The sequence below is a fragment of the Vogesella lacus genome, from assembly GCF_979366295.1.
The window spans coordinates 314,132-339,433 of the sequence record NZ_CEETQT010000002.1 but is presented as its reverse complement, the minus strand read 5'-3'; the positions used below and the strand labels follow the sequence as shown (position 1 = coordinate 339,433).

31 protein-coding genes are annotated in these 25,302 nt (G+C 62.7%); 14 read left to right on the top strand and 17 right to left on the bottom strand.

Features of this window, described 5'->3' with window-relative positions:
- The first annotated feature begins 126 nt into the window (after positions 1-126).
- The 6 genes from ACZ9W6_RS03895 to holA all read left to right on the top strand — a co-directional run bounded on the left by ACZ9W6_RS03895 (position 127) and on the right by holA (position 6,318).
- On the top strand, positions 127-600 hold the full coding sequence (locus tag ACZ9W6_RS03895; protein WP_465189771.1) for an anti-virulence regulator CigR family protein: 474 nt from the start codon (positions 127-129) through the stop codon (positions 598-600).
- A 155-nt stretch (positions 601-755) separates the two neighbouring features.
- Entirely contained in the window at positions 756-1,214 is a 459-nt protein-coding gene (locus tag ACZ9W6_RS03890) for an EVE domain-containing protein (protein WP_465189770.1), read from the top strand.
- Positions 1,214-2,020 (top strand): sulfite exporter TauE/SafE family protein, encoded by an 807-nt coding sequence (locus tag ACZ9W6_RS03885; RefSeq protein ID WP_465189769.1) that lies wholly within the window; start codon positions 1,214-1,216, stop codon positions 2,018-2,020. The genes ACZ9W6_RS03890 and ACZ9W6_RS03885 overlap by 1 nt, the downstream gene beginning before the upstream one ends.
- 113 nt (positions 2,021-2,133) lie before the next feature.
- Positions 2,134-4,752 (top strand): leucine--tRNA ligase, encoded by a 2,619-nt coding sequence (gene leuS / locus ACZ9W6_RS03880; protein WP_465189768.1) that lies wholly within the window; start codon positions 2,134-2,136, stop codon positions 4,750-4,752.
- Positions 4,753-4,798: 46 nt separating this feature from the next.
- Entirely contained in the window at positions 4,799-5,302 is a 504-nt protein-coding gene (locus tag ACZ9W6_RS03875) for an LPS-assembly lipoprotein LptE (RefSeq protein WP_465189767.1), read from the top strand.
- Positions 5,302-6,318, top strand: coding sequence for a DNA polymerase III subunit delta (gene holA / locus ACZ9W6_RS03870; RefSeq protein ID WP_465189766.1), 1,017 nt, complete (start codon positions 5,302-5,304; stop codon positions 6,316-6,318). Before ACZ9W6_RS03875 ends, holA begins: the two co-directional genes overlap by 1 nt.
- A gap of 73 nt (positions 6,319-6,391) precedes the next feature.
- On the opposite strand, the gene ACZ9W6_RS03865 is transcribed toward holA, so the two are convergent.
- Together ACZ9W6_RS03865 and ACZ9W6_RS03860 are read right to left on the bottom strand one after the other, a co-directional pair.
- On the bottom strand, positions 6,392-7,015 hold the full coding sequence (locus ACZ9W6_RS03865; RefSeq protein WP_465189765.1) for a lytic transglycosylase domain-containing protein: 624 nt from the start codon (positions 7,013-7,015) through the stop codon (positions 6,392-6,394).
- Positions 7,016-7,137: 122 nt separating this feature from the next.
- Complete coding sequence (locus ACZ9W6_RS03860; protein ID WP_465189764.1) at positions 7,138-7,647, bottom strand: YcnI family copper-binding membrane protein; 510 nt, start codon at positions 7,645-7,647, stop codon at positions 7,138-7,140.
- A 93-nt stretch (positions 7,648-7,740) separates the two neighbouring features.
- Between ACZ9W6_RS03860 and ACZ9W6_RS03855 the strand changes: the two genes are divergently transcribed.
- Both ACZ9W6_RS03855 and ACZ9W6_RS03850 read left to right on the top strand, forming a co-directional pair.
- Positions 7,741-8,193 (top strand): GNAT family N-acetyltransferase, encoded by a 453-nt coding sequence (locus ACZ9W6_RS03855; RefSeq protein ID WP_465189763.1) that lies wholly within the window; start codon positions 7,741-7,743, stop codon positions 8,191-8,193.
- Between the two features lie 91 nt (positions 8,194-8,284).
- Positions 8,285-8,611, top strand: coding sequence for a YkgJ family cysteine cluster protein (locus tag ACZ9W6_RS03850; RefSeq protein WP_465189762.1), 327 nt, complete (start codon positions 8,285-8,287; stop codon positions 8,609-8,611).
- Positions 8,612-9,401: 790 nt separating this feature from the next.
- Here ACZ9W6_RS03850 and ACZ9W6_RS03845 read toward each other — a convergent pair.
- From ACZ9W6_RS03845 to pxpB, 13 genes are all read right to left on the bottom strand, one after another.
- A complete protein-coding gene (locus ACZ9W6_RS03845) occupies positions 9,402-9,698 on the bottom strand; it encodes an excalibur calcium-binding domain-containing protein (RefSeq protein ID WP_465189761.1) in 297 nt (98 codons plus the stop codon).
- A 112-nt stretch (positions 9,699-9,810) separates the two neighbouring features.
- Positions 9,811-10,281: a 23S rRNA (pseudouridine(1915)-N(3))-methyltransferase RlmH gene (gene rlmH / locus ACZ9W6_RS03840; RefSeq protein ID WP_465189760.1), complete on the bottom strand. Its 471-nt coding sequence runs from the start codon at positions 10,279-10,281 to the stop codon at positions 9,811-9,813.
- Between the two features lie 98 nt (positions 10,282-10,379).
- Positions 10,380-10,751: a ribosome silencing factor gene (gene rsfS, locus ACZ9W6_RS03835; RefSeq protein WP_465189759.1), complete on the bottom strand. Its 372-nt coding sequence runs from the start codon at positions 10,749-10,751 to the stop codon at positions 10,380-10,382.
- 131 nt (positions 10,752-10,882) lie between these two features.
- Positions 10,883-11,539, bottom strand: a complete 657-nt coding sequence (nadD, locus tag ACZ9W6_RS03830) for a nicotinate-nucleotide adenylyltransferase (protein WP_465189758.1) — start codon at positions 11,537-11,539, stop codon at positions 10,883-10,885.
- Complete coding sequence (locus tag ACZ9W6_RS03825) at positions 11,523-12,086, bottom strand: beta-class carbonic anhydrase (RefSeq protein WP_465189757.1); 564 nt, start codon at positions 12,084-12,086, stop codon at positions 11,523-11,525. The genes nadD and ACZ9W6_RS03825 overlap by 17 nt, the downstream gene beginning before the upstream one ends.
- 126 nt (positions 12,087-12,212) lie before the next feature.
- Positions 12,213-12,665 (bottom strand): GNAT family N-acetyltransferase, encoded by a 453-nt coding sequence (locus tag ACZ9W6_RS03820; protein ID WP_465189756.1) that lies wholly within the window; start codon positions 12,663-12,665, stop codon positions 12,213-12,215.
- On the bottom strand, positions 12,662-13,057 hold the full coding sequence (locus tag ACZ9W6_RS03815) for an acetyl-CoA carboxylase biotin carboxyl carrier protein (RefSeq protein ID WP_465189755.1): 396 nt from the start codon (positions 13,055-13,057) through the stop codon (positions 12,662-12,664). Before ACZ9W6_RS03815 ends, ACZ9W6_RS03820 begins: the two co-directional genes overlap by 4 nt.
- A gap of 44 nt (positions 13,058-13,101) precedes the next feature.
- Complete coding sequence (pcp, locus tag ACZ9W6_RS03810) at positions 13,102-13,755, bottom strand: pyroglutamyl-peptidase I (protein WP_465189754.1); 654 nt, start codon at positions 13,753-13,755, stop codon at positions 13,102-13,104.
- 9 nt (positions 13,756-13,764) lie between these two features.
- Positions 13,765-14,721 (bottom strand): DUF979 domain-containing protein, encoded by a 957-nt coding sequence (locus tag ACZ9W6_RS03805; protein WP_465189753.1) that lies wholly within the window; start codon positions 14,719-14,721, stop codon positions 13,765-13,767.
- Positions 14,718-15,449, bottom strand: coding sequence for a DUF969 domain-containing protein (locus ACZ9W6_RS03800; protein WP_465189752.1), 732 nt, complete (start codon positions 15,447-15,449; stop codon positions 14,718-14,720). Before ACZ9W6_RS03800 ends, ACZ9W6_RS03805 begins: the two co-directional genes overlap by 4 nt.
- A 201-nt stretch (positions 15,450-15,650) precedes the next feature.
- A complete protein-coding gene (gene pxpA / locus ACZ9W6_RS03795; protein ID WP_465189751.1) occupies positions 15,651-16,391 on the bottom strand; it encodes a 5-oxoprolinase subunit PxpA in 741 nt (246 codons plus the stop codon).
- A complete protein-coding gene (locus tag ACZ9W6_RS03790; RefSeq protein ID WP_465189750.1) occupies positions 16,381-17,310 on the bottom strand; it encodes a 5-oxoprolinase subunit C family protein in 930 nt (309 codons plus the stop codon). Before ACZ9W6_RS03790 ends, pxpA begins: the two co-directional genes overlap by 11 nt.
- Positions 17,303-17,977 carry a 5-oxoprolinase subunit PxpB gene (gene pxpB, locus ACZ9W6_RS03785; protein ID WP_465189749.1) on the bottom strand — a complete coding sequence of 225 codons (675 nt, stop codon included), beginning with the start codon at positions 17,975-17,977 and terminating at the stop codon, positions 17,303-17,305. The genes ACZ9W6_RS03790 and pxpB overlap by 8 nt, the downstream gene beginning before the upstream one ends.
- A 247-nt stretch (positions 17,978-18,224) precedes the next feature.
- On the opposite strand from pxpB, the gene ACZ9W6_RS03780 reads away from it, so the two are divergent.
- Positions 18,225-18,734: a winged helix DNA-binding protein gene (locus ACZ9W6_RS03780; RefSeq protein ID WP_465189748.1), complete on the top strand. Its 510-nt coding sequence runs from the start codon at positions 18,225-18,227 to the stop codon at positions 18,732-18,734.
- Between the two features lie 32 nt (positions 18,735-18,766).
- Here ACZ9W6_RS03780 and ACZ9W6_RS03775 read toward each other — a convergent pair whose 3' ends face one another.
- Both ACZ9W6_RS03775 and ACZ9W6_RS03770 read right to left on the bottom strand, forming a co-directional pair.
- Complete coding sequence (locus tag ACZ9W6_RS03775; protein WP_465189747.1) at positions 18,767-19,759, bottom strand: DUF2804 domain-containing protein; 993 nt, start codon at positions 19,757-19,759, stop codon at positions 18,767-18,769.
- Positions 19,760-19,802: 43 nt separating this feature from the next.
- Positions 19,803-20,666: an MBL fold metallo-hydrolase gene (locus ACZ9W6_RS03770; RefSeq protein ID WP_465189746.1), complete on the bottom strand. Its 864-nt coding sequence runs from the start codon at positions 20,664-20,666 to the stop codon at positions 19,803-19,805.
- A gap of 112 nt (positions 20,667-20,778) precedes the next feature.
- Between ACZ9W6_RS03770 and ACZ9W6_RS03765 the strand changes: the two genes are divergently transcribed.
- The 5 genes from ACZ9W6_RS03765 to ACZ9W6_RS03745 all read left to right on the top strand — a co-directional run bounded on the left by ACZ9W6_RS03765 (position 20,779) and on the right by ACZ9W6_RS03745 (position 25,270).
- Complete coding sequence (locus tag ACZ9W6_RS03765; protein WP_465189745.1) at positions 20,779-21,123, top strand: ArsR/SmtB family transcription factor; 345 nt, start codon at positions 20,779-20,781, stop codon at positions 21,121-21,123.
- A gap of 25 nt (positions 21,124-21,148) precedes the next feature.
- Complete coding sequence (locus tag ACZ9W6_RS03760) at positions 21,149-21,580, top strand: YeeE/YedE family protein (RefSeq protein WP_465189744.1); 432 nt, start codon at positions 21,149-21,151, stop codon at positions 21,578-21,580.
- Between the two features lie 14 nt (positions 21,581-21,594).
- Positions 21,595-22,035, top strand: coding sequence for a DUF6691 family protein (locus ACZ9W6_RS03755; protein WP_465189743.1), 441 nt, complete (start codon positions 21,595-21,597; stop codon positions 22,033-22,035).
- Positions 22,032-23,741 carry a SulP family inorganic anion transporter gene (locus ACZ9W6_RS03750; RefSeq protein ID WP_465189742.1) on the top strand — a complete coding sequence of 570 codons (1,710 nt, stop codon included), beginning with the start codon at positions 22,032-22,034 and terminating at the stop codon, positions 23,739-23,741. The genes ACZ9W6_RS03755 and ACZ9W6_RS03750 overlap by 4 nt, the downstream gene beginning before the upstream one ends.
- A gap of 92 nt (positions 23,742-23,833) precedes the next feature.
- On the top strand, positions 23,834-25,270 hold the full coding sequence (locus ACZ9W6_RS03745) for a M48 family metallopeptidase (RefSeq protein WP_465189741.1): 1,437 nt from the start codon (positions 23,834-23,836) through the stop codon (positions 25,268-25,270).
- The last annotated feature ends 32 nt before the right edge of the window (positions 25,271-25,302 follow it).

Below are 25,302 nucleotides of genomic sequence, written 5' to 3'. Positions count from 1 at the left end.
TATTTATTGATATTCATTGGCATGTGCTCGCGCGGTCAGCTGCCAGCCACATTTATTGACAATCGCTAACTGACGTTAACGGCATCGCGGGCTAGGCTTGGACAAATCATGTTCCGGAGTCTGCATATGCGACACATTCCTCTGACCCTCGCCCTGTTGACTGGCCTTGCGCTGGCATCACCTGCCATGGCTTCGCCACCTGACTGGAAGGGGCCGCCACCGCATGCGCAGGGCAACAAGCATGGCGACGAGCGTGGTGAACGTCACGACAAGCACGAGTACAAGCACGAGCACAAACGCAGCAAGTACAAGGGCCATGCCGATATTTCGGCCTATCAGGCTCGTCAGCTGGTAAGCGAGCTGCATCTGGATCTACAGACACAATCCTTGCCGCCGGGTATCCGCAAGAAGTTGGCGCGCGGCAAGCCGCTGCCGCCAGGTCTTGCCAAGCAGGTGGTGGTGGTGCCTTACGAGTTGCGTGAGCGACTGCCACGCTATCCGGGTTACGAATGGCGCAGGGTGGGGCTGGATCTGATCCTGGTCGAGGTTGGCACCCGCGTCGTACACGACATCCTCAGCGATATCTTCCTGTCCCGCTAAGCGCTGGCAGCTTGGCAAGCCACACAGCCCGATTGCTTATCAAACCGTTCGGGCTGTGTGCTTTGAGTGCCGGCCCGAGTGGTTTCGCCGGCCTTGTGCCTTGCAACATCTCGTTGCCATAATGGTTTCCCGCCATTTTCCTGCCAGACCACCCCATGTCCTACTGGTTGATGAAGTCCGAGCCGGACGAGGTCGGTATCGACCACCTTGCGGCCAACCCTGACAAAGCTTTCGAATGGACCGGCGTGCGCAATTATCAGGCACGCAATTTCATGCGCGACCAGATGCAAGCCGGCGATCTGCTGTTGTTCTGGCATTCGTCCTGTCCTGAGCCGGGCATCGCCGGCATTGCCGAAGTCGTCAGTCACGCCCATCCCGATTCCAGCCAGTTTGATGCGGCCAGCCCGTGGCATGACCCCAAGTCTGATCCGGCTGCGCCGCGCTGGGTCTGTGTCGATGTGCGTTTTGTGCGTAAGACACGGCTGGTGTCGCCCGCCGAGCTGCGCGAACACGCGGCACTGGCCGACATGACGGTGCTCAAACGCGGCAACCGCCTGTCGATTACCCCGGTCACGCCCGAAGAATGGGCCTATCTGCAAGCAGAGGTACTGTAATGCTGTCGCTTTCTTTATTTGCTGTCTTGCTGGCCTGTGGGGCCGTGGCCGGTTTTCTGGCGGGCTTGCTGGGTGTCGGTGGCGGGCTGGTCATCGTGCCAGTGGTGGTCGGCGTGCTGCAGGCGGCGGCCCTCGGTGGTGATCATGTCCAGCATCTGGCGGTTGGGACCTCGCTGGCGGTGATGGTCTTCACCAGTTTTTCCAGCGTGCTGGCGCATCACAAGAAAGGCGCGGTCAACTGGCAGATCGTGCGCGGCATGGCGCCGGTCATGATGCTGGGCACCTTTGCCGGCAGTCTGCTGGCGGGCTTGATTCCGAGCCATGCGCTGCAGTGGTTTTTCGTGGTCTACGCCTATGTAATAGGTCTGCAGATGCTGTCCGGTGCCGTGCCCAAGGCCAGTCGCGGCCTGCCCGGTCGCGTCGGACAGGGTGCAGCCGGGGGCGTAATCGGTATGATCTCCAGCTGGGTCGGTATCGGCGGTGGCTCGATGAGCGTGCCCTTCATGAGCTGGTGCAATGTGCCGGTACACACCGCGATTGCCACCAGTGCCGCACTGGGCTGGCCGATTGCCGTCTCCGGTGCGCTGGGTTATCTGTCGGCCGGCCAGGGTGTGGCCAATCTGCCGTGGGGTAGTGTCGGCTTTGTTTATCTGCCGGCGATGCTGGCGCTGATGCTGATGACGGTGCTGCTGGCACCGCTGGGCGCGCGTGCCGCCCATGCCTTGCCGGTGCCGAAACTGAAAAAGGCCTTTGCCGTGCTGATGTTGGTGATGGCCAGCGAGATGCTGTACGGCCTGCTCAAGTAATGCACATGGTTGGCCGCAAGCGGCCAACCTTTCCCGTGCGCCACTTACCGCCAGCGCCGCCTCCCCTTATAATGAGCCGATTGAATTTTCACGCTTTTGCGACAAGAGATCCCATGCAAGAACAATACAGCCCGCGCGATATCGAAGCTGCCGCGCAAGAAAAATGGCAGAAAACCGCTGCCTTCCGCGCGGTAGAAGACACCACCCGTCCCAAGTACTACGCCCTGTCGATGTTCCCGTATCCGTCGGGCAAGCTGCACATGGGCCACGTGCGTAACTACTCGATCACCGACGTGCTGGCGCGCTTCAAGCGTCATCAGGGCTTTAATGTGCTGCAGCCTATGGGCTGGGATGCCTTTGGTCTGCCGGCCGAAAACGCGGCGATGAAAAACGGTGGCGCACCGGCGGCGTGGACTTATGCCAATATCGATTACATGAAGACCCAGCTCGACAGCCTGGGTTTTGCGCTGGACTGGGAGCGTGAACTGGCCACCTGCAAGCCCGACTACTACCGTTGGGAGCAGTGGCTGTTCACCCGCCTGTTCGAAAAAGGCGTGATCTACAAGAAAAACGGTGTGGTGAACTGGGATCCGGTAGACCAGACCGTATTGGCCAACGAGCAAGTCGTTGACGGACGTGGCTGGCGCTCGGGCGCGCTGGTCGAGAAGCGCGAAATCCCGATGTACTACTTCGCGATTACCAAGTACGCCGACGAGCTGCTGAATGATCTGGACAAGCTGGATGGCTGGCCGGAACAGGTGAAGACCATGCAGCGCAACTGGATCGGCAAGAGCTTCGGCTCTGACGTGTCCTTTGCCTACGATGTAGACAGCATCGGCCACGACGGCGTGATGAAGGTGTACACCACCCGTCCGGACACGCTGATGGGCGCGACCTACGTCGCCGTCGCCGCCGAACACCCGCTGGCGACCCAGGCTGCTGCGGCCAAGCCTGAACTGCAGGCCTTCATCGCCGAGTGCAAGGCCGGTTCCGTGGCCGAGGCTGATGTGGCCAAGATGGAGAAGAAGGGCGTCGATACCGGCCTGTTCGTCATCCATCCGCTGACCGGCAAGAAGCTGCCGGTATGGATCGCCAACTATGTGCTGTGGGGCTATGGCGAAGGCGCGGTGATGGCCGTGCCTGCGCACGACGAGCGCGATTTCGAATTCGCCAACAAATACAGCCTGCCGATCCAGCAGGTTTACACTCCGGCCGCCGGCGAAGACAACTTCGACGCGAGCCAGTGGCAAGACTGGTACGGTGCCAAGGAAGGCCTGAGCACCGTTAACAGCGGCAAGTACGACGGCAAGGATTTTGCCGGCGCGTTTGATGCCATCGTCGCCGACCTCGAAGCGCAGTCTGCCGGTGCCAAGAAAACCCAGTACCGCCTGCGCGACTGGGGTATCAGCCGCCAGCGTTACTGGGGCTGCCCGATTCCTATCATTCACTGCCCGTGCTGCGGTGATGTGCCGGTGCCGGAAGACCAGCTGCCTGTGGTGCTGCCGGAAAACGTGATTCCGGATGGCGCGGGTTCGCCGCTGGCCAAGATGCCGGAATTCTACGAGACCTCCTGCCCTAAATGCGGCGGCGCGGCCAAGCGCGAAACCGACACCATGGACACCTTCGTCGAGTCCAGCTGGTACTACGCGCGTTACGCCAGCCCGAAATGCGACACCGCGATGCTGGACAAGGATGCGGCCAACTACTGGTTGCAGGTCGACCAGTACGTCGGCGGTATCGAACACGCGATTCTGCACCTCTTGTACGCGCGTTTCTTCCACAAGCTGATGCGTGACGAAGGCCTGGTATCGTCGGACGAGCCGTTCAAGAGCCTGCTGACCCAAGGCATGGTGATCTGCGAGACCTTCTACCGCGACTTGCCGAATGGCTCGAAAGACTGGATCGCGCCGCAAGACGTGATTCTGGAACGTGACGGCAAGGGCAAGATCATTGCTGCGACCCATCGCGTCGATGGCCAGGCGGTAGCGATCGGCGGCATCGAAAAGATGTCCAAGTCCAAGAACAACGGTGTCGATCCGCAAGAATTCATCGTGAAATACGGTGCCGACACCGCGCGCCTGTTCATGATGTTTGCTGCTCCACCAGAGCAGTCGCTGGAATGGTCGGATGCCGGTGTGGAAGGCGCGCACCGCTTCCTCAAGCGTCTGTGGAAAACCGCGCGCGAGCACGTGGCGGCCGGTGTGGTGTCTGCGTACAGCGCGGGCGAGCTGAACGCCAGCCAGAAAGAGCTGCGCTTCAAGCTGCACAGCACCATCCAGAAAGTGTCCGACGACTACGGCCGTCGCCAGCAATTCAACACCGCCATCGCTGCGGTGATGGAACTGCTGAACACCTACGACAAGGCCGATACCAGCGGTGACGTTGGCCGCGCCGTGGCGCAGGAAGTGCTGGAAGCCGTTACCGTGCTGCTGTCGCCTATCGTGCCGCACATCACCGATGCGATCTGGGGCCAGCTCAAGCCGGGCGCGGTCGAGCTGCTCAACGCGCCGTGGCCACAAGTTGACGAGGCTGCGCTGGTGAAGAGCGAGATCGAGCTGATGATCCAGGTCAACGGCAAGCTGCGCGGCAGCATCACCGTGGCGGCCGACGCGGCCAAGGATGCCATCGAGGCGCTGGCGCTGGCACACGAAAACGTGGTCAAGTTCATGGAAGGCAAGCCGGCCAAGAAGGTGATCGTGGTGCCGGGCCGTCTGGTCAATATCGTCGTCTGATCCTGAATGGGCCGGTGCCGCGTCAGCGCCACCGGCCGGAGAAAGCATGAAATCCCTGCTGCGTAACACTGTCATTGCTGCCACGGCCCTGGGCCTGTCGGCCTGCGGCTTTCATCTGCGTGGTGTCGGTGCCGATCTGCCACCGCTGCCGTTTGCTTCGGTTGCCGTCAGTGGCGGTGGCGAGCTGCAAGCGGCGCTGGAGCAGGCTTTGCGCCGCGACTCGCGCATCACCGTTGCGGCGCAGGCCGGCAAGGCCGATGTGCTGCTGAGCGTGCAAAGCAGCGGCTACGGCAAGGACGTGCTGACCATCAATAGCGGCGGCAAGGTCAACGAGTATCTGCTGACCTACCGTGTCGAGGCCAGCGTGCTGCGCAAGTCGGATGCGCAGGTCTTCCCGCTGAACGTGGTGGTACGGCGCGAGCTGGGCTATAGCGACAGCGAAGTGCTGGGCAAGGCGCGCGAGGAAGAGCTGCTGCGCAAGGACATGGTGCGTGATGCGGCCGAACAGCTGCTGACGCGCATGGCGCATCTGCCGGCAGGCAAGCCCTGATGCCGGTAGCACAGAGCGAGGCCCTGCAGGTGCAACTGGCGCAGGGCAAGCTCGCCCCGGTTTATGTGATCCACGGTGAGGAAGCCTTGCTGGCGCTGGAGGCGGCCGATGCGATTCGTGCTGCTGCCCGCAACGCCGGCTATCTCGAACGTGAAGTGCTGACCGTTGAAGGTGGCCATTTTGACTGGTCGCAGCTGCGCGATGCGATGAGCAGCGTGTCGCTGTTTGCCAGCCTGAAGCTGCTGGAAATCCGCATTCCGGGCGGCAAGCCTGGCACCGAAGGCAGCGAGGCGCTGCAAAGCCTGGCTGCCCAGCCGCCGCAAGACACCATTACCCTGATTACCTTGCCACGGCTGGACAAGACCCAGCAGAAGGCCAAATGGTTTGCCGCGCTGGAGAAATCCGCGACGGTGGTCGAGGCGCGGCCGGTATCGCGCCATGATCTGCCGGGCTGGATCGCCCGCCGGCTGAAACGGCAGGGCCAGACGCTGGATGCACAGGCGGCCGAGTTTTTTGCCGACCGTGTTGAGGGCAATCTGATGGCGGCGCGGCAAGAGGTCGACAAGCTGGCGCTGCTGTATCCGGCCGGCGAGCTGACGCTGGCGCAGATTCGCGAGGCGGTGGCCAATGTTGCGCGCTTTGACGTGTTCCACCTGTCCGAGGGCTGGATGTCGGGCGATACCGCGCGCGCCATGCGCATGCTGGACGGGCTGGAAGCCGAAGGCGAAGCACCGGTGCTGGTGTTGTGGTCGTTCACCGAAGATGTGCGCATGCTGATCAAGCTGGGTCGTGGCCTGCAGGAAGGCCGCCAGGTGCGCGATATGGCCAACGAGCTGCGCTTGTGGGGCGACAAGCAAAGGTTGGCCGCACCGGCCGTCAAGCGCATCGGCGCACGGCGACTGAATGCAGCGCTGGCCGAATGCGCGCGCATCGACCGCCAGATCAAGGGCGTCGAGCCGGGCGACCCTTGGCACAGCCTGCGCCGGCTGACCAGCGAGCTGGCAGCTGGCCGTTAAGCGCCAGCGCTTTAGCAGAGACAAGGCCGCCTGCGGGCGGCCTTGCTGTTTTCCGATGCAGAACAGATGCCGCTTACAGCGGCTGCGGCAGCTGGCCGGCACGATACCTGGCCAGTACCTTGTTCACGTAATCGCGCGTTTCGGGATAGGGCGGAATGGTGTTGCGATAGCGGCTGACCGCGCCTTCGCCGGCATTGTAGGCGGCAATCACCAGATGCAGATCCTGCTTGAACTGGCCCTGCAGCCAGCGCAGATAACGTGCGCCGCCGCGAATATTCTGCAGCGGGTCAAAGGCATCGCGCACGCCGAAACGGGCGGCAGTGTCCGGCATCAGCTGCATCAGCCCCTGCGCGCCCTTGGGCGAGCGCGCCTCGCTGTCGTAGCCCGATTCCACCGCAATCACTGCATGCAAAAGCTGCGGGTCCAGCTGCTGTTCGCGTGCGACTTGCTGGATCAGCGGTCGCAGTTTTTTCGGTGGCAGGCTGTTGCTGCGTAGCTGTGGCGTGGCTGTCGGCTGGCGTGGCGGAAGCTCGGCCGGGATGAGCTGCGGCTGCGGCATGCTGTCGAGGCTGATGGTCGCGCCCAGCCCCGGCGCGACGGCATCGCGCAGGAATGCCGCCCGGTCAAAATCCTCGGCATGGGCAGGAAATGCGACAAACAGGCTGGCAACAGCAGCCAACAGCAAGGCAAACGGCATGATGGACATCCACAAAAAAACGGCAGGCCACCGAGTGGTGACCTGCTGATATTGTAGATGTTGTTTAATGGCTTGCCACAAAAAATTTAAAGTTTGTGGTATGCGGCCAACGTTGGCCGCAATCAGTGCTGATGTACCGCTGCAGCCGGCAGCAGCTTTACCCCGGTTGCCGGTTTGGTCGGTTTGCTGCCATTGGCAGGGATTTCCACCCAGTCGGTCCGGCCTTGTTCGCAGCTTTGCAGCACCTTGAACCACGCCATTTCGCCCTGTGCCGGCAGGTTGCCACGGAACACGAACTCCTCGTACTGATCATCCGGCAGCTTGCCACCCTGCCAGCTGATTTCCACTACGTCGCTGCTGATCTGCTTGCCGTGGCTGTCATACGGCGTGACCGCTTTTTTCAGCGTGCTCAGTGTCCAGCCCGCCTTGGGCATTGCCTTGGCCCCGCGAAAGCCCTCGGGCAACTGCACGCGAATGCCGGTTGTCGCGCTGCCATCGCAGCCGTGCGGCACCCGCAACACGGCCTTGTAGCTGCTGCCGGCCTGTGCCTCGCGCGTTTCCAGCGTCACATGGGCGGAAGCGAAGCTGCTTAACAACAGGCTGCCCAGCAGGGCGATGAACTTGGCTGACATGATTTTCTCCGTGAAATTGTTAAGCACAGTGTATGCGGCATGACAGCTGGCAGGAATGCGGCAAAATGTCGCATTTTGCCCAAGGAGCCCGCCATGCCTATCCGTCAGGCCCGAGCCGACGACATCGAAAATCTTGCCGCGCTGGACATCGCCGTCTTTGGCGCACCGGCTTATCCGGACTTTTTCTTTCGCCAGGCCATCGCGCTGTGGCCGCAGCTGGTCTGGCTGGCCGAGAGCGAACAGCAAGAACTGCTCGCCTACGTGCTGGGCGCGCCAGCCAGTGAAGCCGGTGAGGGCTGGGTGCTGTCGCTGGGGGTATCGGCACAGGCACGCGGCCAAGGGTTGGGTGAGCAGCTGAGCCGCCAGCTGCTGGCACAGATGCAGCAAGCCTGCTTTGCCAGCTGTCTGTTGACGGTGGCGCCCGATAATGGCGGCGCACGCCGCCTGTACCAGCGACTGGGCTTTGTCGACAGCGTTTTGCACCCCGACTATTTCGGGCCGGGGCAGGCACGCATCGAGATGAAATATACTTTTAAATCAAAGTAATACGGCATTTCATCCTGCTTGACGACAGGCCGGCATTTGCAAAAAATAGCGCGTCTTCAACCCTGCATTTTTTGTGACAGCGCCTGTCATCATGTCTGCTACCGTCCAGTCTGCCTGCCAATCCTGTGGTGCCTGCTGCGCCAGTTTCCGCGTTTCCTTTTATTGGGCCGAAGCCGACGACGGCGGCGGCACCGTCCCCGCTCATCTCACCGAACAGCGCGACGCCTTTCACCGCTGCATGAAAGGTACCTGGGCCAGCCAGCCACGCTGTATTGCCCTGAAGGGAGAAGTCGGCCATGAGGTCAGCTGCGACATCTATCCGCTACGCAGCTCGACCTGCCGCGCGGTAGAAGAAGGCGACGCACAATGCCGCCGTGCCCGCGAGCTATGTGGCTTGCCGGCGCTGGAGATGGTGTAGGTGGTGATAGCCTTGCGGCCAACCTTGTTTCTGGCCCTGTATCCGCTGCGCGGATGCTGGTTTGCATGCCGGTTCCGCCCGGCATGACGGGCAGGGGGCTTGCCGCCGCCCCCTTGCATCCCGGCTCGCCCAGCGCTGCTCGAAACCTCGTGCAATCTGCTGCACCACGGGCGCCGCCAAACTCATGGCTCGCTAACGGCTCGCAACTCGGACAAGCGGCGGCTTAAAACCCGTGGCACAGCAGCTTGCCCGGCTCGCGCTGACGGGCAAGGGTGGCGTCGCGCAGGGCCAGGCTTGCGGCCAACTCTCCCTACTATTTTGCGCGGTAAACGCTGGGCTTCGCAGGCTCAGCCCAGCCTACCAATCCCTGCTGATTGCGGCCAACCTTGGCCGCAGGCTTGGAAACTTCGATGAATACCCAGCGTGGACGATCGCGGCCATGCCCCTTCAGCGGCGCGCCGGCAAGCAGGCGGCCGGCAAGGTTTTAAGCGGCCGCCTGTTTGAGTCGGGCGACGTTAGCGCCCGACGAGTCTGGCCGCGCCTTGCCGGTTGGCGGCTTGACGGGGTTTCACGTCGCTTGGGGCGAGGTGGGTAGTCAGGGGCGGCGACCCGCCCCTGTCCCGTCTGCCGGGCGGAACCGGCATTGAAATCATAATCCGCGTTAGCGGATACCAGACCCAAAACAAGGTTGGCCGCAAAGCATCGTGGTATGCGGGCAGTCTTTGGATTGATCACGGTAAACGTTGGATTTATCTCATTCAGCCCATTGGATAGTTGGCCGGATGTCATGCTAGTTACACCATTGCTTCTCGCACGGGACACCATCGCCGTTGCCATCCATCTTGACGTTTGGGCAGTGCTGCAAGAAGTAGGTGGCTTCCGCGCATGAATTCATCTGCGAGCAGTGGGTGCGGCCATCGCAACGAAAGTTACTGGCTGTAGTGCTGGTTTTGAATTCGAAGTCTGTAGCGAGTTGTGGCCTGCTGGTGTCCTGACTTGTGAAATCAACGACTTCATTCGTCTGTTTTTGTGAGTACCAGTTCCATGCCCCAAATGCTATCAAAGCGATAAAAATCAGTTTTTTCATTTTTGCCAGTGCCAATAAAAGCAATTGGCAATGATATTTGATTTTGTTGGGAGTGGGGCAAGGTCTGAGCCGGTCGAAAAGACATTGCGGCCAGTCTTGGCCGCAAAAGCCCTCACTCCCGATGATACGGGTGGTTATTCAGAATTGAATACGCGCGGTACAGCTGCTCGGCCAGGAGCACCCGCACCATGCCGTGCGGCAGGGTCATGGCGGAGAGTTGCAGCATGATGTCGGCGCGCTGCTTGAGTTCCTGCGACAGGCCGTCGGCGCCGCCGATGACGATGCAGATATCGTCGCCGCTGGCCATCCAGTCTTTCATCGCACCGGCCAGCTGCACCGAGGTCCAGTTCTTGCCGCGCTCGTCGAGGATCACCAGCTTGCTGCGCGGCGGGATGGCGGCGCTGATGCGCTCGTGTTCGGCGGCGATGCCTTTTTCGGCGGTGACGCCGCCGCCGCGTTTCTCGGGCTTGATTTCTTTCAGTTCGAACTGGATGTCACGGCCGAAGCGTTTGCTGTAGTCGGCAAAGGCGTCGTCTACCCAGCGCGGCATCTTGCTGCCGACGGCAAGCAGGGTGATTTTCATGGCGGCTTCCCAAAAATGAAGTTGGCCGCAGCGCCTTGCAGCGTGCGGCCAATCTGATAGCTTGCCGGCCGAACCGTGTCAGCCGGCTGGCAGCCTGATCAGGCAGTGGCGTCCCACGGACGGCCGCCGACCGGGGTGAAGGATGGCTTCTGGCCGCCCCACAGTGCCTCGATGTCGTAGTAGTCGCGTACGGCTGGCAGCATCACGTGTACCACCACGTCACCGGCATCGACCAGTACCCATTCGCCGCTCTCGTGGCCTTCGGTGCCGACGATGTCGACGCCGGCAGCTTTCAGCTCGACCGCGACATTGTTGGCCAGTGCCTTCACCTGACGGTTGGAGTCGCCGGTGCAGACGATGAGGTGGGCAAACAGCGACGTCAGCTTGGTGGTGTCCAGCGACACGATGTTCTTGCCTTTGACGTCTTCCAGCGCGTTGATCGACAACGCGACGATATCCTTGATTTCCATGCTATTCCTTGAATCGGTTCGGGAACGGTGGCGACGCGTCAGCGCCCGGCGTGGCCAGAGGTTCCGCAAAAGAACGTTGGCCGCAACATGCGGCCAAGACAGAGGGTTTGCTGCCACAGGGAACCTGCCGACTACCGGTATAGGCCATGCTGGCGGATGTAGGCCAGTACGGCGGGTGTCAGCACCGCGCTGCAGTCCTGCCCCGTCGCCAGTTGCTGGCGGATGTCGGTGGCAGAGAGGGGAATGGGCGGCAAAGCCAGGGGGCGGATTGTACCGCAAGCCGTACGTTTTGAAAAATCAGCCACTTGCGCGGCTTGCCAGCGGGCAGCCAGCGCCGGATCCAGCGGGTCCGCGACAAAGCCGGGGCGGATGGCCACGGCGAGGTTGGCGAGGCTGAAAAGATCTTGCCAGCGGTGCCAGGTGTGCAGGTTTTGCAGCGAATCGCCGCCGATCAGAAACCACAGCTCGGCAGTCGGGCCGATCTCGGCGCGGATTTCTGCCAGTGTCTCGATGGTGTAAGCGGGGCGCTCGCGCTGGAGCTCGCGCTCGTCCACTCGCCAGCCAGGCCGGTCGGCAAGCGCCAGCTGCAGCATGTCACGGCGCTGGGCGTTGCTGGCCTGCGGGCCTTGCGTGCGGTGGTAGGGAATGCCGGCCGGAATGAGCCGCAGCTCGTCCAGCTGGCATTCGTCGAAAAACGCCTGCGCCATGCGCAGGTGGGCGGCATGTACGGGGTCGAAAGTGCCACCGAACATGCCGACGCGGCGGGGTGTGTCAGGCTTCGTAACCACTGATGACGAGGTCGAGCTTGCCGGTGGACGGGTTGATGACGAGGCCGTGTACCGGCACGTCTTTCGGCATCAGCGGGTGATTGCGGATGGTGCTGACGGTGTGGCGCACGCTGTCCTGCACATTGTCAAAACCCTTGAGCCAGCTGTCGAGGTCGATACCGGCACCGCGCAGGGTGGCGATGGTGTCGGCCGAGACGCCGCGTTCCTGGGCATTGGCGAGAATGCGCGTCGGGTCGATGGCGCGCATGCCGCAATCGTGGTGGGCCACCACGCAGATTTCCTGCGCGCGCAGCTCGTATACCGCCACCAGCAGGCTGCGCATTACCGAGCCCCACTGATGGGTAATCAGCGCGCCGGCGTTCTTGATCAGCTTGGCGTCACCGTTCTTCAGGCCCATGGCCTTGGGCAGCAGCTCGACCAGGCGGGCGTCCATGCAGGCCAGTACCGCCAGATTTTTGCCGGGGAATTTGTCGGTTTCGAATTGCTCGTACTCACGGGCATCGACGAAGGCGCGATTGTGCTCGAGCAGGTTGTTCAGTAGTCCCATGGGGATCTCCATCTGATTCATTGCACGGGTAGTGCTGTTATGGTCGTGACGGCGGGTAGCCGTCCGGGTGCCTTTGGCACCGGGTGCTTATTTTGGTCGCCATGCTATCACGTGGCGGGCGGGGATTCAGCCCTTGTCGGACAAGGGGATAGGCTTGCGGAAGGCATGCTGGCTCTTGGTTTGCTGATAACCGAGATGGCGGTAAAAGCGGTGGGCATCCTCGCGCAGGATATTGCTGCGCAGGCCGACCGCGGCGATGCCTTGTTGTTGCGTCCAGTGTTCGCAGGCTTCCAGCAGGGCGCGGCCGATGCCGAGGCCGCGCAGCTGGCTGTCCACCACCAGACCGCCGATTTCGACGCGCGGCTCGCTTTCGAGCAAGGTCAGCACATAGCCGTGTATCCAGCCGCAGACGCGGCCCTCGTGTTCGGCCACACACAGATAATGGTTGGCCGTATCCGCCTGCAGCCGCGTCAGCCGTCGGGCCAGATCACTTGCCTCGACCTGATAGCCCAGCGCGGCGCAGAGTGCGGCCAGCGCCGGAATGTCGGCAGTCTGAGGCGGCCGCAGCTGCAGCATCATTCGCGGGCAATCACGAATAACGGCTGGCCGTATTCGACTGCATCGCCGTCATCGGCGAGGATGTCGCCGATAAAGCCGTCCTGTTCGGCCAGGACGGCGTTTTCCAGCCCCATCGCGCGAATGGTGCCCAGCTGTTCGCCGCGCGCGATCTGGCGGCCGATATCGGTACTGCACTTGAAAAAGCCGACGCCGGGCGAGTTTTGTACATGCTCGGCAGCGATCGGGGCGCTGGCAGCGCCAGCAGGGTTGGCCGCAGCCGGCTGTTGCGCAGCGGCGCGCTGGTTGGCAGGTTGCAGGATGCGCACATGGCTGCCGCCACTGTGGATTTCCACTTCGGCCACACGGCTGTGGCCCACCAGGCGGATCAGTTGTTGCAGTTTGGCAAATTCCATTGCTTGTCTCCGGCGACTGCCGGCGTGAGGCCGGCGGTCAGTGCTCAATGGGTCGTCCCCGCGCTGACGCGAAGGTCAGTTTCTGTCCGGCTGGCGGTGAGGATGGCCAGTTTGAGGCCGGCCATCACCTGCTCCAGCGCAAGGCTTGGCGTGCCAGCAGGGTGGCGGGCGGCCTGGGCGGGCAGAAAGGGGATATGCACAAAGCCGGCCTGGCGGATATCGCCGCGGCGGGCGGCCTCGTGCATGAGACCGAAGAATACATGATTGCACACATAGGTGCCGGCTGTGTGTGACAGTGCGGCGGGCAGGCCGGCCTCGCGCAGCGCGGCAATGATGGCTTTCACCGGCAGGCTGGTGAAATAGGCGGCCGGCGCGCCGGCAATCACCGGCACGTCCACCGGTTGCTGGCCGGCATTATCGGGGATGCGCGCATCATCGATATTGATCGCCACGCGCTCGAAGCTCAACTCGCTGCGACCACCGGCCTGGCCGACACACAACACCATGGCTGGCTGGTGTTGCGCGATCGCCGCATTCAGCGCGGCCAGGGCCGCGCCGAACACGCAGGGCAGTTGTGCGGCGACGATTTGCAGCTCTGCGGCCAGGCTTTCGCCATCCAGCTGGCGCACCGCCTCCCAGGACGGGTTAAGGCTTTCGCCACCAAATGGCTCGAAGCCGGTCAGCAACACGGTTTTCATGGCATCTCCTTAACGGAACATCAGGAAGTACAACAGGCCGATATTGACCAGCAACAGCGGCAGCGCGGTCTGCCACTGTGCCTTGATCACGGCGTTCTTGTCCGGCAACTCCAGCAGGGCGGCCGGCACGATATTGAAGTTGGCCGCCATCGGCGTCATCAGCGTGCCGCAGTAGCCGCAGAACATGCCGATCGCCGCCATCACCGCCGCATCGCCATGATGCTGGCCCAGCAGAATCGGCAGGCCGATGCCGGCGGTAATCACCGGGAAGGCGGCAAAGGCATTACCCATGATCATGGTGAACAGTGCCATGCCGAGGGCGTAGGCGGCTACCGCGATAAAGCGGTTGTCGACGGCCAGATATTCGGAGGTCAGCGCGGCAATCGCCTTGCCGACGCCGGCCTCGGTAAACACCAGACCCAGCGTCGCCAGCATCTGCGGCAGCAATACCGCCCAGCCCATCGCCTCCAGCAGACGGCGCGACTCGCGCAGGCCCTGCACCGGCGTGTCACCGGTCAGGCGCAGGCCTAGCGGGAAGGCAAACAGGCAGGCAAGGCCGAGGCTCAGCAGGGTGACGTTTTTCGGGTCGAACAAGGGCGTGCCGCCGAACTGGACATCTTTCAGCGTCAGCGCAAACAGCACGGTCAGCAGCGGAATCGCTAGTGCCGGCAGAAACAGCTTGTTCCCCAGCAGTCGCGCCTTTTGCTGGCGCACCTCTTCGGCCAGGGCCTGATAGCGGCCCGACAGCACGCCGCCGAAACCGGCCAGCACTGCCATCAGGATCACCAGCACGCCGACCAGCGCCGGCGGCAGCAGGTGGCCGATCAGGAAGATCGCGCCGTAAGTACCCCAGAACAGCGCGCTGGCAAAACGGCGCGGGTTGCTGCGGTCGCTGCCGGTCATCAGGGCCACGATCAGCAGGATCAGGCCGGCAATCAGATACAGATAATCAGGCTTGAGAATCATGGACGTGCCTCCTGCAGACGGGTTTCAGGGTTGGCCGCAGCGGCCTGGCCCAGCTCTTTGTCCAGCCAGCGATCCAGCCGGTACAGGCGGGTGGCGTGGATCAGGAAGGCGAACAGCGCGGTCGGGATGCCCCACAGCGCAATATGCAGCGGCTCGACTTCGACCCCGTTTTCGCGCAGGAAGGTGTGCATCAGGATGATGGCGCCAAAGGCGACAAAGATGTCTTCGCCAAAGAACAGGCCGACGTTGTCGGTGGCGGCCGACATCGCGCGCAGCTTGTGGCGCACGCGATCAGGCAGGCTGCCGTAGCGGTTTTGTGCTGCACCTTCGGCCATCGGCGCCAGCAGCGGTCGTACCATCTGCGGGTGGCCGCCAAGACTGGTCAGCCCCAGGGCGGCGGTGCTTTCGCGCACGAACAGATAGGTAATCAGCAGACGGCCACTGGTGGCGGACTTGATGCGGGCGATCCAGTTTTGCGCATGTTCTTTCAGGCCGTGGCGTTCCAGCAGGCCGATGATGGGCAGCGGCAGGATCAGGATCAGCGGCAGATTGCGACTCTTCAGAAAGCCGTTGCCGATCGAGGCCAGCAGGGCTTCCAGATTCATCTGGGCGGCCAGGCCGGTGACGATGCCGGCAATGGTGACGACAAGCAGGGCGTTGAAGCGCAGGGCAAAGCCGGCGACCACGACACCGACCCCGAGCAGGGGCCAATAGCTGACAGCTTCCAATTTCCTCTCCTTGATCTGGACAGCAGGCGGCCAACCCTGCGATCACAGGGCAGTCAGCTGTCCGTTAATGGCCGTGGGCGCGGCCTTGTGTGTTGTGTGCCCGGTAAAACGCGGTAGCGCCGCCGGCAGCGCCGGCAGGCGGATGAGTCAGCCGTCAGGCCGGGTTTTTGTTATGAGCCGACGGCAAGATGGGGTGGCTGCTCAGGCGGCCGGACGGATGGCGATGCCTTGTTGTTCGAGTTGCTGGCGCAGCAGCCGCGCAAAATCCAGCGCGTGCTTGCCGTCGCCATGCAGGCAGACGCTGTCGGCCCTGAGGGTGACGAGGCTGCCATCGACGGCGCTGACGCACTGCTGGCTGATCATCTGCAGCGTTTGTGCCAGTGCCTGGCCGGCGTCTTCGATCACCGCGCCAGGGCTGCCACGCGGCGCGAGGCTGCCGTCGGCCAGATAGGCGCGGTCGGCAAACACTTCTTCGATGACGGCCAGCCCCAGTGCACGGGCGCTGTGGCATAGCTGGCTGCCGAACAGGCCCATCAGCCGCAAGCCGGGGTCGAAGTCGTACACCGCACGCGCAATCGCGTCGGCGAGTTGTGCGTCGCGCGCCGCCTGGTTGTACAGCGCGCCGTGCGGTTTGACGTGGCGCAGCCGGCCGCCTTCGGCCTTGACGATGGCCGCCAGCGCGCCGAGCTGGTACAGCATGTCGCCGTAGACATCCTCGGGATGACGCTGCATCGCCGTGCGGCCGAAATTGGCGCGGTCGGGAAAGCTCGGATGCGCGCCGATGGCGACGCCGCGCGCGATGGCGGCGCGTACCGCCGTGAGCATCATCTGCGCATCGCCGGCATGCCAGCCACAGGCAATATTGGCCGAGCTCACACAGTCCAGAATCGCGGCATCGTCGCCGCAGCCTTCGCCGAGGTCGGCATTCAGATCAATCATCATGGGCGAGGGTCCATTGCAGTTGTTGCAGTTCGCGCGTCTGCTGTTGCAGGGCAAGGCGGGCGCTGGCGTGGTCACATTCGACAAAGCTCAGCTGGCTGCCGGGGCGGGCCTGTGCCAACCGCCACAGGTCGGCGGCAATCACGCTTGCGATGCGCGGATAGCCGCCGGTGGTCTGCGCGTCGGCCAGCAGCACGATGGGTTGGCCGCCGGGCGGTACCTGCACGATGCCGGGCTGTACCGCGTGCGACAGCAAATCGCTGCCGTGCTCGCGCAGCAGGGGCTGGCCTTGCAGGCGGTAGCCGATGCGGTTGCTCTGGCTGCTCACCGTCCATGGCGTCTGCCAGAAGGCGGCGCGGGCTTCGGCCGAAAATTCGCTGTACTCCGGCCCCGGCAAGGCGCGGATGACGCCATGCCAGTCCGGCTGGCTGACGCCGAGCTTGCGGCCAACCTTGAGCGCCTCGCCTTGCGGCAGGCTGTCGCCGGCCTGCAGTGCGCGACCCTGATGGCCGCCAAAGCCGGCTTTCAGATCGGTGGCGCGCGCGCCAAGTACCGCCTCTACCGCGATGCCGCCATCGACGGCCAGATAGGCGCGCATGCCGTGACGGGCGCCAGTCAGGCGCAAACGTTGGCCGCGACGACAGGGATAACGCCAGCCGCTCCACAGCGGCTCGCCATCCAGCGTGGCAGAGAAGTCGGCACCGCTCAGCGCCAGATGGCCATCGCGACCAAAGCGGATCTCGACCGGGCCGGCGACGATTTCGATCACCGCCGCGTCAAGTTCATTGCCCAGCAGCAGATTGGCACGCTGCATGGCCGGCAGGTCGAGCGCGCCGCTCTGGGCGATGCCCAGATGACGCAAACCGTGGCGGCCGCCGTCCTGCACCGTGCTTTGCACGCCGGCCTTGATGATTTCAAGCATGGCTGCCCTCCGCGACGCAAAAACGCACGCTGTCGCCGGGCAACAGCAACGATGGCTGCTCGCGTTTGGCGTCGAACAGCGTCAGGCTGGTGTGGCCGATCAGCTGCCAGCCGCCGGGGCTGACGGCCGGATAGATGCCGGTCTGGCTGCCGCCGATGCCGACGCTGCCGGCCGGCACCGCCAACCGCGGTTCGGCACGGCGTGGCGTAGCGAGTGACGCTGGCAGACCGCCCATATAGGCAAAGCCGGGCTGGAAGCCGAGAAAAAACACCACATAGTTGGCCGCGGTGTGTTGCGCGATCACGTCCTGTTCGCCGAGCCGGCAGTGGCGGGCGACTTCGGCCAGATCCGGCCCGTGTTCACCGCCGTAATGCACGGGAATCTCGACCAGTCGCGGCGTGAGCTCGGCGCTGCCGGCGGCTTGCCAGCCATCATGCAGGCGCGCAAGCACGGCCTCGCCATCTTGCGTCAGCGGGTCGAAATACACGGTGAGATTGTTCATGCCGGGCACGATGTCGCGCCAGAGGCCTTGCTCGCGCAGGCTGGCGGCCAGCCACCAGATACGGCGCTGGGTGGCCAGCTCGGCCGGAGGCGGGGCGTGCAGTACGGCAGCATTCTCGCCGCAGAGATAACAGCGAACCGGGACAGCGGACAAGGCGGGCTCCATCGTGGCAAATAATCGGGCTAGTCTGCGAGCTAGACTAAAAATGACGACGATGTTACGTCAACAAAATATCGACAATTTGTATTTATATTGTGATTGTTGCGGCGAAGCATTTTTGCTGTGTGTCTGGCGAGCAGGCGGCCAGGTGTCTGTTCTGACAGTGTTTTTTGTGGCGGGATGTGTGGCGCAGGCTTGTGGTATTTATGCTGCTATACTGGCTGGCCATTCGATAGCGACGGTTTTAGCGGGCATGAACAACAAGTTGAATATCGTTTCGTCTTCCCATCTGGTTTCCGAGCACAGCGCCGAGTTGTCCGAGTTCGAATTCGGCCTGATGGTGGCCAATCACGCTTTCAATCGCTGGATGATGCGCTGCATGGCGGCGGCCGGCGAAAAAGGCCTGACGGCGATGGAGGTGTCGCTGGTACACCATGTCAATCATCGCGGCCGCGAGAAAAAGCTCGCCGATATCTGCTTCGTGCTGAATATCGAAGACACCCATGTGGTGTCGTATGCGCTGAAAAAGCTGGTGCGCCTGGGCTATGTGCAGAGCCGCAAAGAGGGCAAGGAAGTGCTGTTCGGCACCACGGCCGAAGGCGAGGCACTGTGCGAGCGCTATCGCGAAGTGCGCGAGCAGTGCCTGATCAGCATGCTGCAGGAGAGTGGCATCAGTAATGAGGAAATCGGCCACACCGCCAAGCTGATGCGCATGCTGGCCGGCATGTACGACCAGGCCTCGCGTTCGGGCGCTTCTCTCTGAGTGATCTGGCCGCCTGCGCCGGCGGCCGGGGCTTACCAGCGCGAATAGTGATCTTCGGTCACACCGGCCAGTGCGGTGACTTCATGGCGGATACGGCTGCGCGGGTCGATGATGAAGCCGTCAAACACGCCGACCGGCTGCTGGTAGCGGCTGGCGGCCAACCATAAATCCTTGTCGTCGCGGCGGATGCCTTCGGGGTGGAATTGCAGTTCGACGAGGCCATCGATGGTGCTGATCTGCCACGGTGCCATCGGCTTGGTCGCATCAAAGCTGATGTTGGCCGCACCCACGCGCAAGGGCTCGCCGGCAATCCAGATCGCGTTTTCCGCATCCCCCATATAGCCCTGCTGCAGATTGAAGCCGATCTGCGGACTGTGGGCGCTCGCCCAGCGCCAGCTGGTTTCCCGCGCCAGCAGGCCATTCGAGGCATCAAGGCTGGCGTGCGCGCCATCCAGCGACACGCGTTCATCACCGGCATCGGCATAACCGCTGACGCGCAAGGCGCTGCTTTTGTGGGTGCTGTGTGCCAGCCAGTTGGCCGGCGCAATCGCGCACAGCACGCTGTCTTCGGCCGGCAGGGACAGATGGCAGGCGAGGCTCAGCTGTGGCGTGTTGACGGTGAGTTCCAGCCGGTTTTCGGCGCGGCGAAAGGCGATGCAGTCGCCCGCGCTGCGAAAGGTGGCATCACCGAAGCAGCGGTCGGCGATACGGGTAGACAGGCAGGGCAGGCCGATCTTGCTGAATGCCGCAGTTTCGGTGCCCAGGCGGCGGTCAAAAAAGTAGGCAAAAGCACTGCCGCACCAGCCGGTATCGATAATTGCCACACCGATGAAAAAATGCTCGCCAGCTATGCCGGCATACTGCCAACGCTTGTGATGGAACTGTTTTGCACATTGCTGGACAAAAGGTGCTTTGACCCTGCGCCAATCAAGGTCTCTAAGTTGGCCGCGATAGGTGCCAAAAGCTGGCTGCCCCCGGGCATTCAGTACTTGGGCGGGGGCAGAAGGTAGCGAGGGTGACTTCATCTTCAGGCTTTTTGTCTGCAGTTGTCTTCACGATCAATGCAGCTTACAGCAGGTTAAGCGGAATCTTCAAATAGGCGGTGCCATTGTTTTCCGCTTCGGGAAACTGGCCGGCACGAATGTTCAGCTGAATCGACGGCAGGATCAGTACCGGCATCGCCAGCGTGGCATCACGTGCCTCGCGCAGGGCGACAAAGTCCTGTTCGCTGATGCCGTCGTGGATGTGGATATTGTGCTGGCGCTGCTCGGCCACACTGCTCTGCCACGCTGGTTCGCGGCCGGCTGGCGGGTAGTCGTGACACATGAACAGACGGGTATCGTCCGGCAGGCTTAGCAGTTTGCGTACCGAGCGATACAGGGTGGCGGCATCGCCACCGGGGAAGTCGCAACGGGCCGTGCCGACATCGGGCATGAACAGGGTGTCGCCGACGAAAACGGCGTCGCCGATGTGATAGGCCATGTCGGCCGGGGTGTGGCCGGGAACGTCGATGGCGGTCGCGGTCAGCTCGCCGATACGGAAGCTTTCCTGGTCGTCAAACAGGTAGTCGAACTGGCGACCATCGGTGGCAAACGTTTGTTCCAGGTTGAAGATGCCTTTAAAAACTTGCTGAACTTTATTGATCTTGCGACCGATGGCAACTTTTCCGCCGATTTGTTGCCTTAAAAAAGCTGCTGCAGAGATATGGTCAGCATGCGCGTGCGTTTCTATAATCCACGCCACTGTCAATTTCTGCTCCTGTACGAAACGGATCAGCTTGTCGGCTGAAATGGTGCTGGTGCGCCCCGACTTCGGGTCGTAATCCAGTACCGGATCGATGATGGCAGCCGTACCGCCGGGCCGGTCATAAACAATATAAGAGACCGTCCAGGTAGCAGGATCGAAAGAAGCATGAATAAAGGGGATCATCATTGAATCCTCATAACAAAGCACTATAGTGCAGTTAATCTATTGCCTTACATTATATTAGTTAATATAATATGGCAAGACTGCATGATAAGAAAGTCATACTGGAGGAATTAACATGGATTTGACCGTCTTACATAACAATGCAGCCAAAGCATCCAGCCTGCTGAAGAGCCTGGCTAATGAAGACCGTCTGTTGTTGCTGTGCCAGATGGTAGATGGCGAAAAAGCCGTCTCCGAACTGGAACGCCTGACCGGCATTCGTCAGCCTACCTTGTCCCAGCAGCTGGGGGTTTTGCGTAATGAAGAACTGGTGCAAACCCGCCGTGAAGGCAAGTGGATCTATTACAGCGTAGCCAGTCAGGAAGCCTTGGCCATCCTGGCGACCCTGCACAGCCTGTATTGTCCCGAGCACAAGGCGCGGGCACTGGAAGAGGAACTGGCAGATAGCGCCGCAGCCTGAGGGTTGCCGGCCATAAGGAATATGCATGACGATAATCTGGGAGCCGCAGGCATTACTGGCTGCACTGGCCGGCGGGGTACTGATAGGGTTGGCCGCAGCCTGGATGGTGCTGGGACTGGGACGTATTGCCGGCATTAGCGGCATCATCGGCGGTCTGCTCGATGGTGCCGCCGACAAGGGGATACGTTTGGGCTTTATCGCTGGCCTGCTGCTGGCACCGCTGGCGTGGTGGCTGCTCAAGGGCAGTCTGCCGGCGATGGTGTTTCAGGCCTCGGGGCCGCTCTTGATCGTGGCGGGTCTGCTGGTCGGCATCGGCACCCGCTTTGCCTCCGGCTGTACCAGCGGGCACGGTGTCTGTGGCTTGTCGCGGCTGTCGCCGCGCTCGCTGGCAGCAACCTTGTCCTTCATGGCTGCCGGTTTTGTCACCGTGTATGCCTTGCGCCACTTGCTGGCCTGAACAGGGAGAAAATCATGAACGCCATTCCTGCCCCTGTTCAGGCCTTTCTGATCGGCCTGCTGTTCGGTGTCGGCCTGTTGCTGTCCGGTATGGGTAACCCGCAGAAAGTGCTGGGTTTCCTTGATCTGGCCGGTAACTGGGATCCGGCGCTGGCGCTGGTGATGGCCGGTGCCATCGGCGTCGGCCTGCCGGTGTTCCGGCTGGCCGAAAAGCGCAGCGCCGCCCATGTCCACTCGTGGTCCGGTGCGCCCATCCACCTGCCGGGCAAGACGGCGCTGACGCCGCGGCTGATCATCGGCAGCGTGCTGTTCGGCGCGGGCTGGGGCCTGGCCGGCATTTGCCCGGGCCCGGCGCTGGTCTTGCTGGGTGCCTTGCAGATTGATGCGGTGATCTTTGTGGCGGCGATGCTGGCCGGCATGATCATCTATCGCCCACTCGACAAGCTCGTTTCATGATCAGGCTGCTGCCGGCCTGGTTGCAGACGTATCGCCGCGACTATCTGGCCGGGGATCTCTCGGCCGGGGTGGTGGTGACACTGCTGCTGGTACCGCAAGGGCTGGCGTATGCGCTGGTTGCCGGCTTGCCGCCGGAAGCCGGCTTGTACGCCAGCCTTTTTCCTTTGCTGCTGTACGCCATGGTCGGGCGCAGCCATGCGCAGTCGGTCGGGCCGATGGCGGTGACTTCGCTGCTGGTGGCGGCGACGCTGGGCAAGCTGGCGGCTAGCGGCAGCCCCGATTACCTGTTGGCCGCCATCTGGCTGGCCTTGCTGTCTGGCGGCATGTTGCTGCTGTTCGGTCTGCTGAGACTGGGCTTTCTGGCGGACGCGCTGTCGCAGCCGGTGCTGGCCGGTTTTACCGCGGCCTCGGCCTTGCTGATCGTGGTGTCGCAGCTGGCACCACTGGCGGGTTTTCGCGCCGGCGGTGCCAGCCTGCCCGATATCCTGCACGGCATGTGGTCACATCTGGCTGCGGCCAACCTTTTTGCCCTGCAGCTGGGTGTGACGGCCTTGCTGTTGCTGTTGCTGGCGCGCCGTTATCTGGCGCGTGCCTTGCAGGCGCTGGGGCTGGGCGAGGCGCTGGTGCGTACCGTGGCGCGCACCGCACCTATGCTGGTGGTCATCGGCTCGCTGTTGCTGGTGAGTCTGGCCGGCTGGCAACAGGCGCTGCCGGTGGTCGGCCGGATTCCGGGCGGCTTGCCGGCGCTGGCAATCTGGCCCCTGCCGTCCAGCGGGCTGGCCCCGCTGGTGATGCCTGCCTTCTTCATCGCGCTGATCAACTATGTACAGAGCCTGTCGGTGGCGCAGATGTTGGCCGCACCGCGGCGCGAGCAGGTAGACCCTGACCGCGAGCTGGTGGCGCTGGGCCTGTGCAATATCGGTGCCGGCGTGGCCGGCGGCTTTCCGGTTACCGGCGGGCTGACGCGTTCTATCGTCAATGCCGATGCCGGCGCTCACACTCAGCTCGCCTCGCTGATTACCGCCGCGCTGATGACACTGCTGCTGTGGCAGGCGGCCGGTGTGCTGGCGGCGCTGCCGCTGACCGTGCTGGCGGCCACCATCATCGCCTCGGTCGGGCCAATGGTGAACTTTGCCGCCTTGCGCGCGGCGTGGCAGACCGAACGCGCCGATGCCGCAGCCTTTGCCGTTACCTTTGTGGTGGTGCTGGCGCTGGGCGTGGACTCGGGTATTGTCGCCGGCGTGGTGATTTCGCTGTCGGTGTGGCTGATGAAGAGCAGCCGGCCGCATATCGCCGTGCTCGGGCGCGTGCCGGGCACCGAGCACTACCGCAATGTCACCCGTTATCACACCGAACCGCTGCCCGGCGTGCTGTTGCTGCGTGTCGATGAAAGCCTGTTTTTCGGCAACGCCCGTCATGTGCACGACTCGGTGCTGGCGCTGGCCGCAGCCGCCCAAGGCAGGGCGCATTTGCTGCTGGTGATGAGTGCGGTCAACCGCCTCGACATGACGGCGCTCGACATGCTGGGGCGGCTGGACGACACCCTGCGCGAGCGCGGCCTGACACTGCATCTGGCCGAAGTCAAAGGCCCGGTGCTGGATGTCTGCAAACGCGCCGGCCTTGCCCGCCGCTTTGACGGGCGGCTATATCTGTCTACCCATCTGGCCATCAGCCAGCTGTGCGATGTGCATGATTTCCAGATCTGAGGCCGCTTGCGGCCAACCTTGGGGGCGGCCGGCTTTTGTTAGCAACTCTTAAGCCTTGGCCGGCCGGCAACTAAAGGCATTATTATCAGGGCATGAAACTGCACGCCTCCCGTACCGTGATCTCGCTCTGCCTCGGCCTCGCTTGCGCCATGCCGTTGCAGGCCCATGTCAATCTGCCCAGCCTCGGCACCGTGGCCGAATCGGCCTTGCCGCAGGCTGAAGAAAAACGCATCGGCCGCGACATCCTGCGCTCGCTGCGTGACGAAGGCAGCGTGATTGATGATGCCGAGGTGAATGCCTACCTCGCCAGCATTGGTGCGCGGCTGGTCAGCGCCGCCCAGGTACGCGATCTTGATTTCTACTTCTTTGCCGTGCGCGACAAATCGGTGAATGCCTTTGCCTTGCCCGGCGGCGTGATCGGCGTGCACAGCGGCCTGTTGCTGACGGCCCAGAGCGAGAGCGAGTTGGCCGCCGTGCTTGGCCACGAGATTGCCCACGTTACCCAGCGCCACCTTGCCCGTATGCAGGAAGGGCAGGGCAATCGCCAGCTGCTGGTGTTGGCCGCGGTGCTGGCCGGCATTCTCGCTTCGCGCAGCGACAATGGCGACCTGACCGCCGGCGTGGTGAATGCCGGGGTTGGCCTCGCCGCCAGCCAGCAGCTGTCGTATTCGCGGGATTTTGAACGCGAGGCAGACCGTCTGGGCATGCAGTATCTGGCCGCTGCCGGTTTTGATCCGCGTGCCTCGGCGCAGTTTTTCCAGCGCCTGCAAGGTGTGAACCGCTTCAATGACAACAATGCCTGGGGCTTTCTGCGCACCCACCCGCTGAATACCGAACGTATCGCCGAGGCGCAGCAGCTGGCGCAAAGCTATCCGCTGCGCATGGTGGCTGACAGCCGCGACTTCCTTTATATGCGTGAAAAGCTGCGGCTGGAGACGCTGGGTGCGCCGGCGGCCGAGCAGTTCTATCGTGCGGCGCTGTCCAGTGGCCGTTATCTTGATGTGGCGGCCAGCCAGTATGGCCTCGCCCGCAGCCTGCTGGCGCTGAACCAGCCGGCCGAGGCACGCAAGGCTTTGCAGGAAGCGCAGAAGGCTGGTACTCATCCGGCGCTTTATCAGCTGTCGGGTGATATCTATCGCGCCGAGAGTCGTCTCAACGAGGCTTTGCGTGAATACCGGCTAGGCCTGCAGCAATACCCGTCCAGCCGCTCCCTGTGGCTGTCGCAGGTCGATGCCTTATTGCAGGGCGGGCAGTCGGCAGAGGCGGCCGGGCTGATCGAACAGGCCCTGCGCCGCAACAAGGAAGATCCGCAGCTTTGGCGTCTGGCCGCACGCAGCTATGGTGATAAGGATGGTCTGCGCTATCACGCGGCGCTGGGACATGCCTTTTATTTCGAGCAGCAATACGAGGCGGCTCGCCTGCAATACCAGCTCGCCAGTCGTGCGCGTGGTGACGATTTCTATACACGTTCGAGTATCGAAGCTCGCTTGCGCGAAATCGATACTGTGCTCAAACAGGCCAAACGCTAGGCCGGCGGGCACTTTCCTGCTGCCGGCTTGTC

Excerpts from the sequence above, each read along its gene's own strand:
- ACZ9W6_RS03775 (WP_465189747.1), bottom strand. The coding sequence starts at position 19,759 with ATGAAGTCACCCTCGCTACCTTCTGCCCCCGCCCAAGTACTGAATGCC.
- ACZ9W6_RS03760 (WP_465189744.1), top strand. The coding sequence starts at position 21,149 with ATGACGATAATCTGGGAGCCGCAGGCATTACTGGCTGCACTGGCCGGC.
- ACZ9W6_RS03805 (WP_465189753.1), bottom strand. The coding sequence starts at position 14,721 with ATGATTCTCAAGCCTGATTATCTGTATCTGATTGCCGGCCTGATCCTG.
- ACZ9W6_RS03825 (WP_465189757.1), bottom strand. The coding sequence starts at position 12,086 with ATGGGACTACTGAACAACCTGCTCGAGCACAATCGCGCCTTCGTCGAT.
- ACZ9W6_RS03895 (WP_465189771.1), top strand. The coding sequence starts at position 127 with ATGCGACACATTCCTCTGACCCTCGCCCTGTTGACTGGCCTTGCGCTG.
- ACZ9W6_RS03845 (WP_465189761.1), bottom strand. The coding sequence starts at position 9,698 with ATGAAAAAACTGATTTTTATCGCTTTGATAGCATTTGGGGCATGGAAC.
- ACZ9W6_RS03815 (WP_465189755.1), bottom strand. The coding sequence starts at position 13,057 with ATGGAATTTGCCAAACTGCAACAACTGATCCGCCTGGTGGGCCACAGC.
- ACZ9W6_RS03855 (WP_465189763.1), top strand. The coding sequence starts at position 7,741 with ATGCCTATCCGTCAGGCCCGAGCCGACGACATCGAAAATCTTGCCGCG.
- ACZ9W6_RS03780 (WP_465189748.1), top strand. The coding sequence starts at position 18,225 with ATGAACAACAAGTTGAATATCGTTTCGTCTTCCCATCTGGTTTCCGAG.
- ACZ9W6_RS03860 (WP_465189764.1), bottom strand. The coding sequence starts at position 7,647 with ATGTCAGCCAAGTTCATCGCCCTGCTGGGCAGCCTGTTGTTAAGCAGC.
- ACZ9W6_RS03885 (WP_465189769.1), top strand. The coding sequence starts at position 1,214 with ATGCTGTCGCTTTCTTTATTTGCTGTCTTGCTGGCCTGTGGGGCCGTG.
- ACZ9W6_RS03890 (WP_465189770.1), top strand. The coding sequence starts at position 756 with ATGTCCTACTGGTTGATGAAGTCCGAGCCGGACGAGGTCGGTATCGAC.
- ACZ9W6_RS03765 (WP_465189745.1), top strand. The coding sequence starts at position 20,779 with ATGGATTTGACCGTCTTACATAACAATGCAGCCAAAGCATCCAGCCTG.
- pcp (WP_465189754.1), bottom strand. The coding sequence starts at position 13,755 with ATGAAAACCGTGTTGCTGACCGGCTTCGAGCCATTTGGTGGCGAAAGC.
- pxpA (WP_465189751.1), bottom strand. The coding sequence starts at position 16,391 with ATGATGATTGATCTGAATGCCGACCTCGGCGAAGGCTGCGGCGACGAT.
- rsfS (WP_465189759.1), bottom strand. The coding sequence starts at position 10,751 with ATGGAAATCAAGGATATCGTCGCGTTGTCGATCAACGCGCTGGAAGAC.
- ACZ9W6_RS03790 (WP_465189750.1), bottom strand. The coding sequence starts at position 17,310 with ATGCTTGAAATCATCAAGGCCGGCGTGCAAAGCACGGTGCAGGACGGC.
- ACZ9W6_RS03875 (WP_465189767.1), top strand. The coding sequence starts at position 4,799 with ATGAAATCCCTGCTGCGTAACACTGTCATTGCTGCCACGGCCCTGGGC.
- ACZ9W6_RS03820 (WP_465189756.1), bottom strand. The coding sequence starts at position 12,665 with ATGATGCTGCAGCTGCGGCCGCCTCAGACTGCCGACATTCCGGCGCTG.
- ACZ9W6_RS03745 (WP_465189741.1), top strand. The coding sequence starts at position 23,834 with ATGAAACTGCACGCCTCCCGTACCGTGATCTCGCTCTGCCTCGGCCTC.
- ACZ9W6_RS03865 (WP_465189765.1), bottom strand. The coding sequence starts at position 7,015 with ATGCCGTTTGCCTTGCTGTTGGCTGCTGTTGCCAGCCTGTTTGTCGCA.
- ACZ9W6_RS03750 (WP_465189742.1), top strand. The coding sequence starts at position 22,032 with ATGATCAGGCTGCTGCCGGCCTGGTTGCAGACGTATCGCCGCGACTAT.
- leuS (WP_465189768.1), top strand. The coding sequence starts at position 2,134 with ATGCAAGAACAATACAGCCCGCGCGATATCGAAGCTGCCGCGCAAGAA.
- ACZ9W6_RS03770 (WP_465189746.1), bottom strand. The coding sequence starts at position 20,666 with ATGATGATCCCCTTTATTCATGCTTCTTTCGATCCTGCTACCTGGACG.
- pxpB (WP_465189749.1), bottom strand. The coding sequence starts at position 17,977 with ATGGAGCCCGCCTTGTCCGCTGTCCCGGTTCGCTGTTATCTCTGCGGC.
- holA (WP_465189766.1), top strand. The coding sequence starts at position 5,302 with ATGCCGGTAGCACAGAGCGAGGCCCTGCAGGTGCAACTGGCGCAGGGC.
- rlmH (WP_465189760.1), bottom strand. The coding sequence starts at position 10,281 with ATGAAAATCACCCTGCTTGCCGTCGGCAGCAAGATGCCGCGCTGGGTA.
- ACZ9W6_RS03850 (WP_465189762.1), top strand. The coding sequence starts at position 8,285 with ATGTCTGCTACCGTCCAGTCTGCCTGCCAATCCTGTGGTGCCTGCTGC.
- ACZ9W6_RS03755 (WP_465189743.1), top strand. The coding sequence starts at position 21,595 with ATGAACGCCATTCCTGCCCCTGTTCAGGCCTTTCTGATCGGCCTGCTG.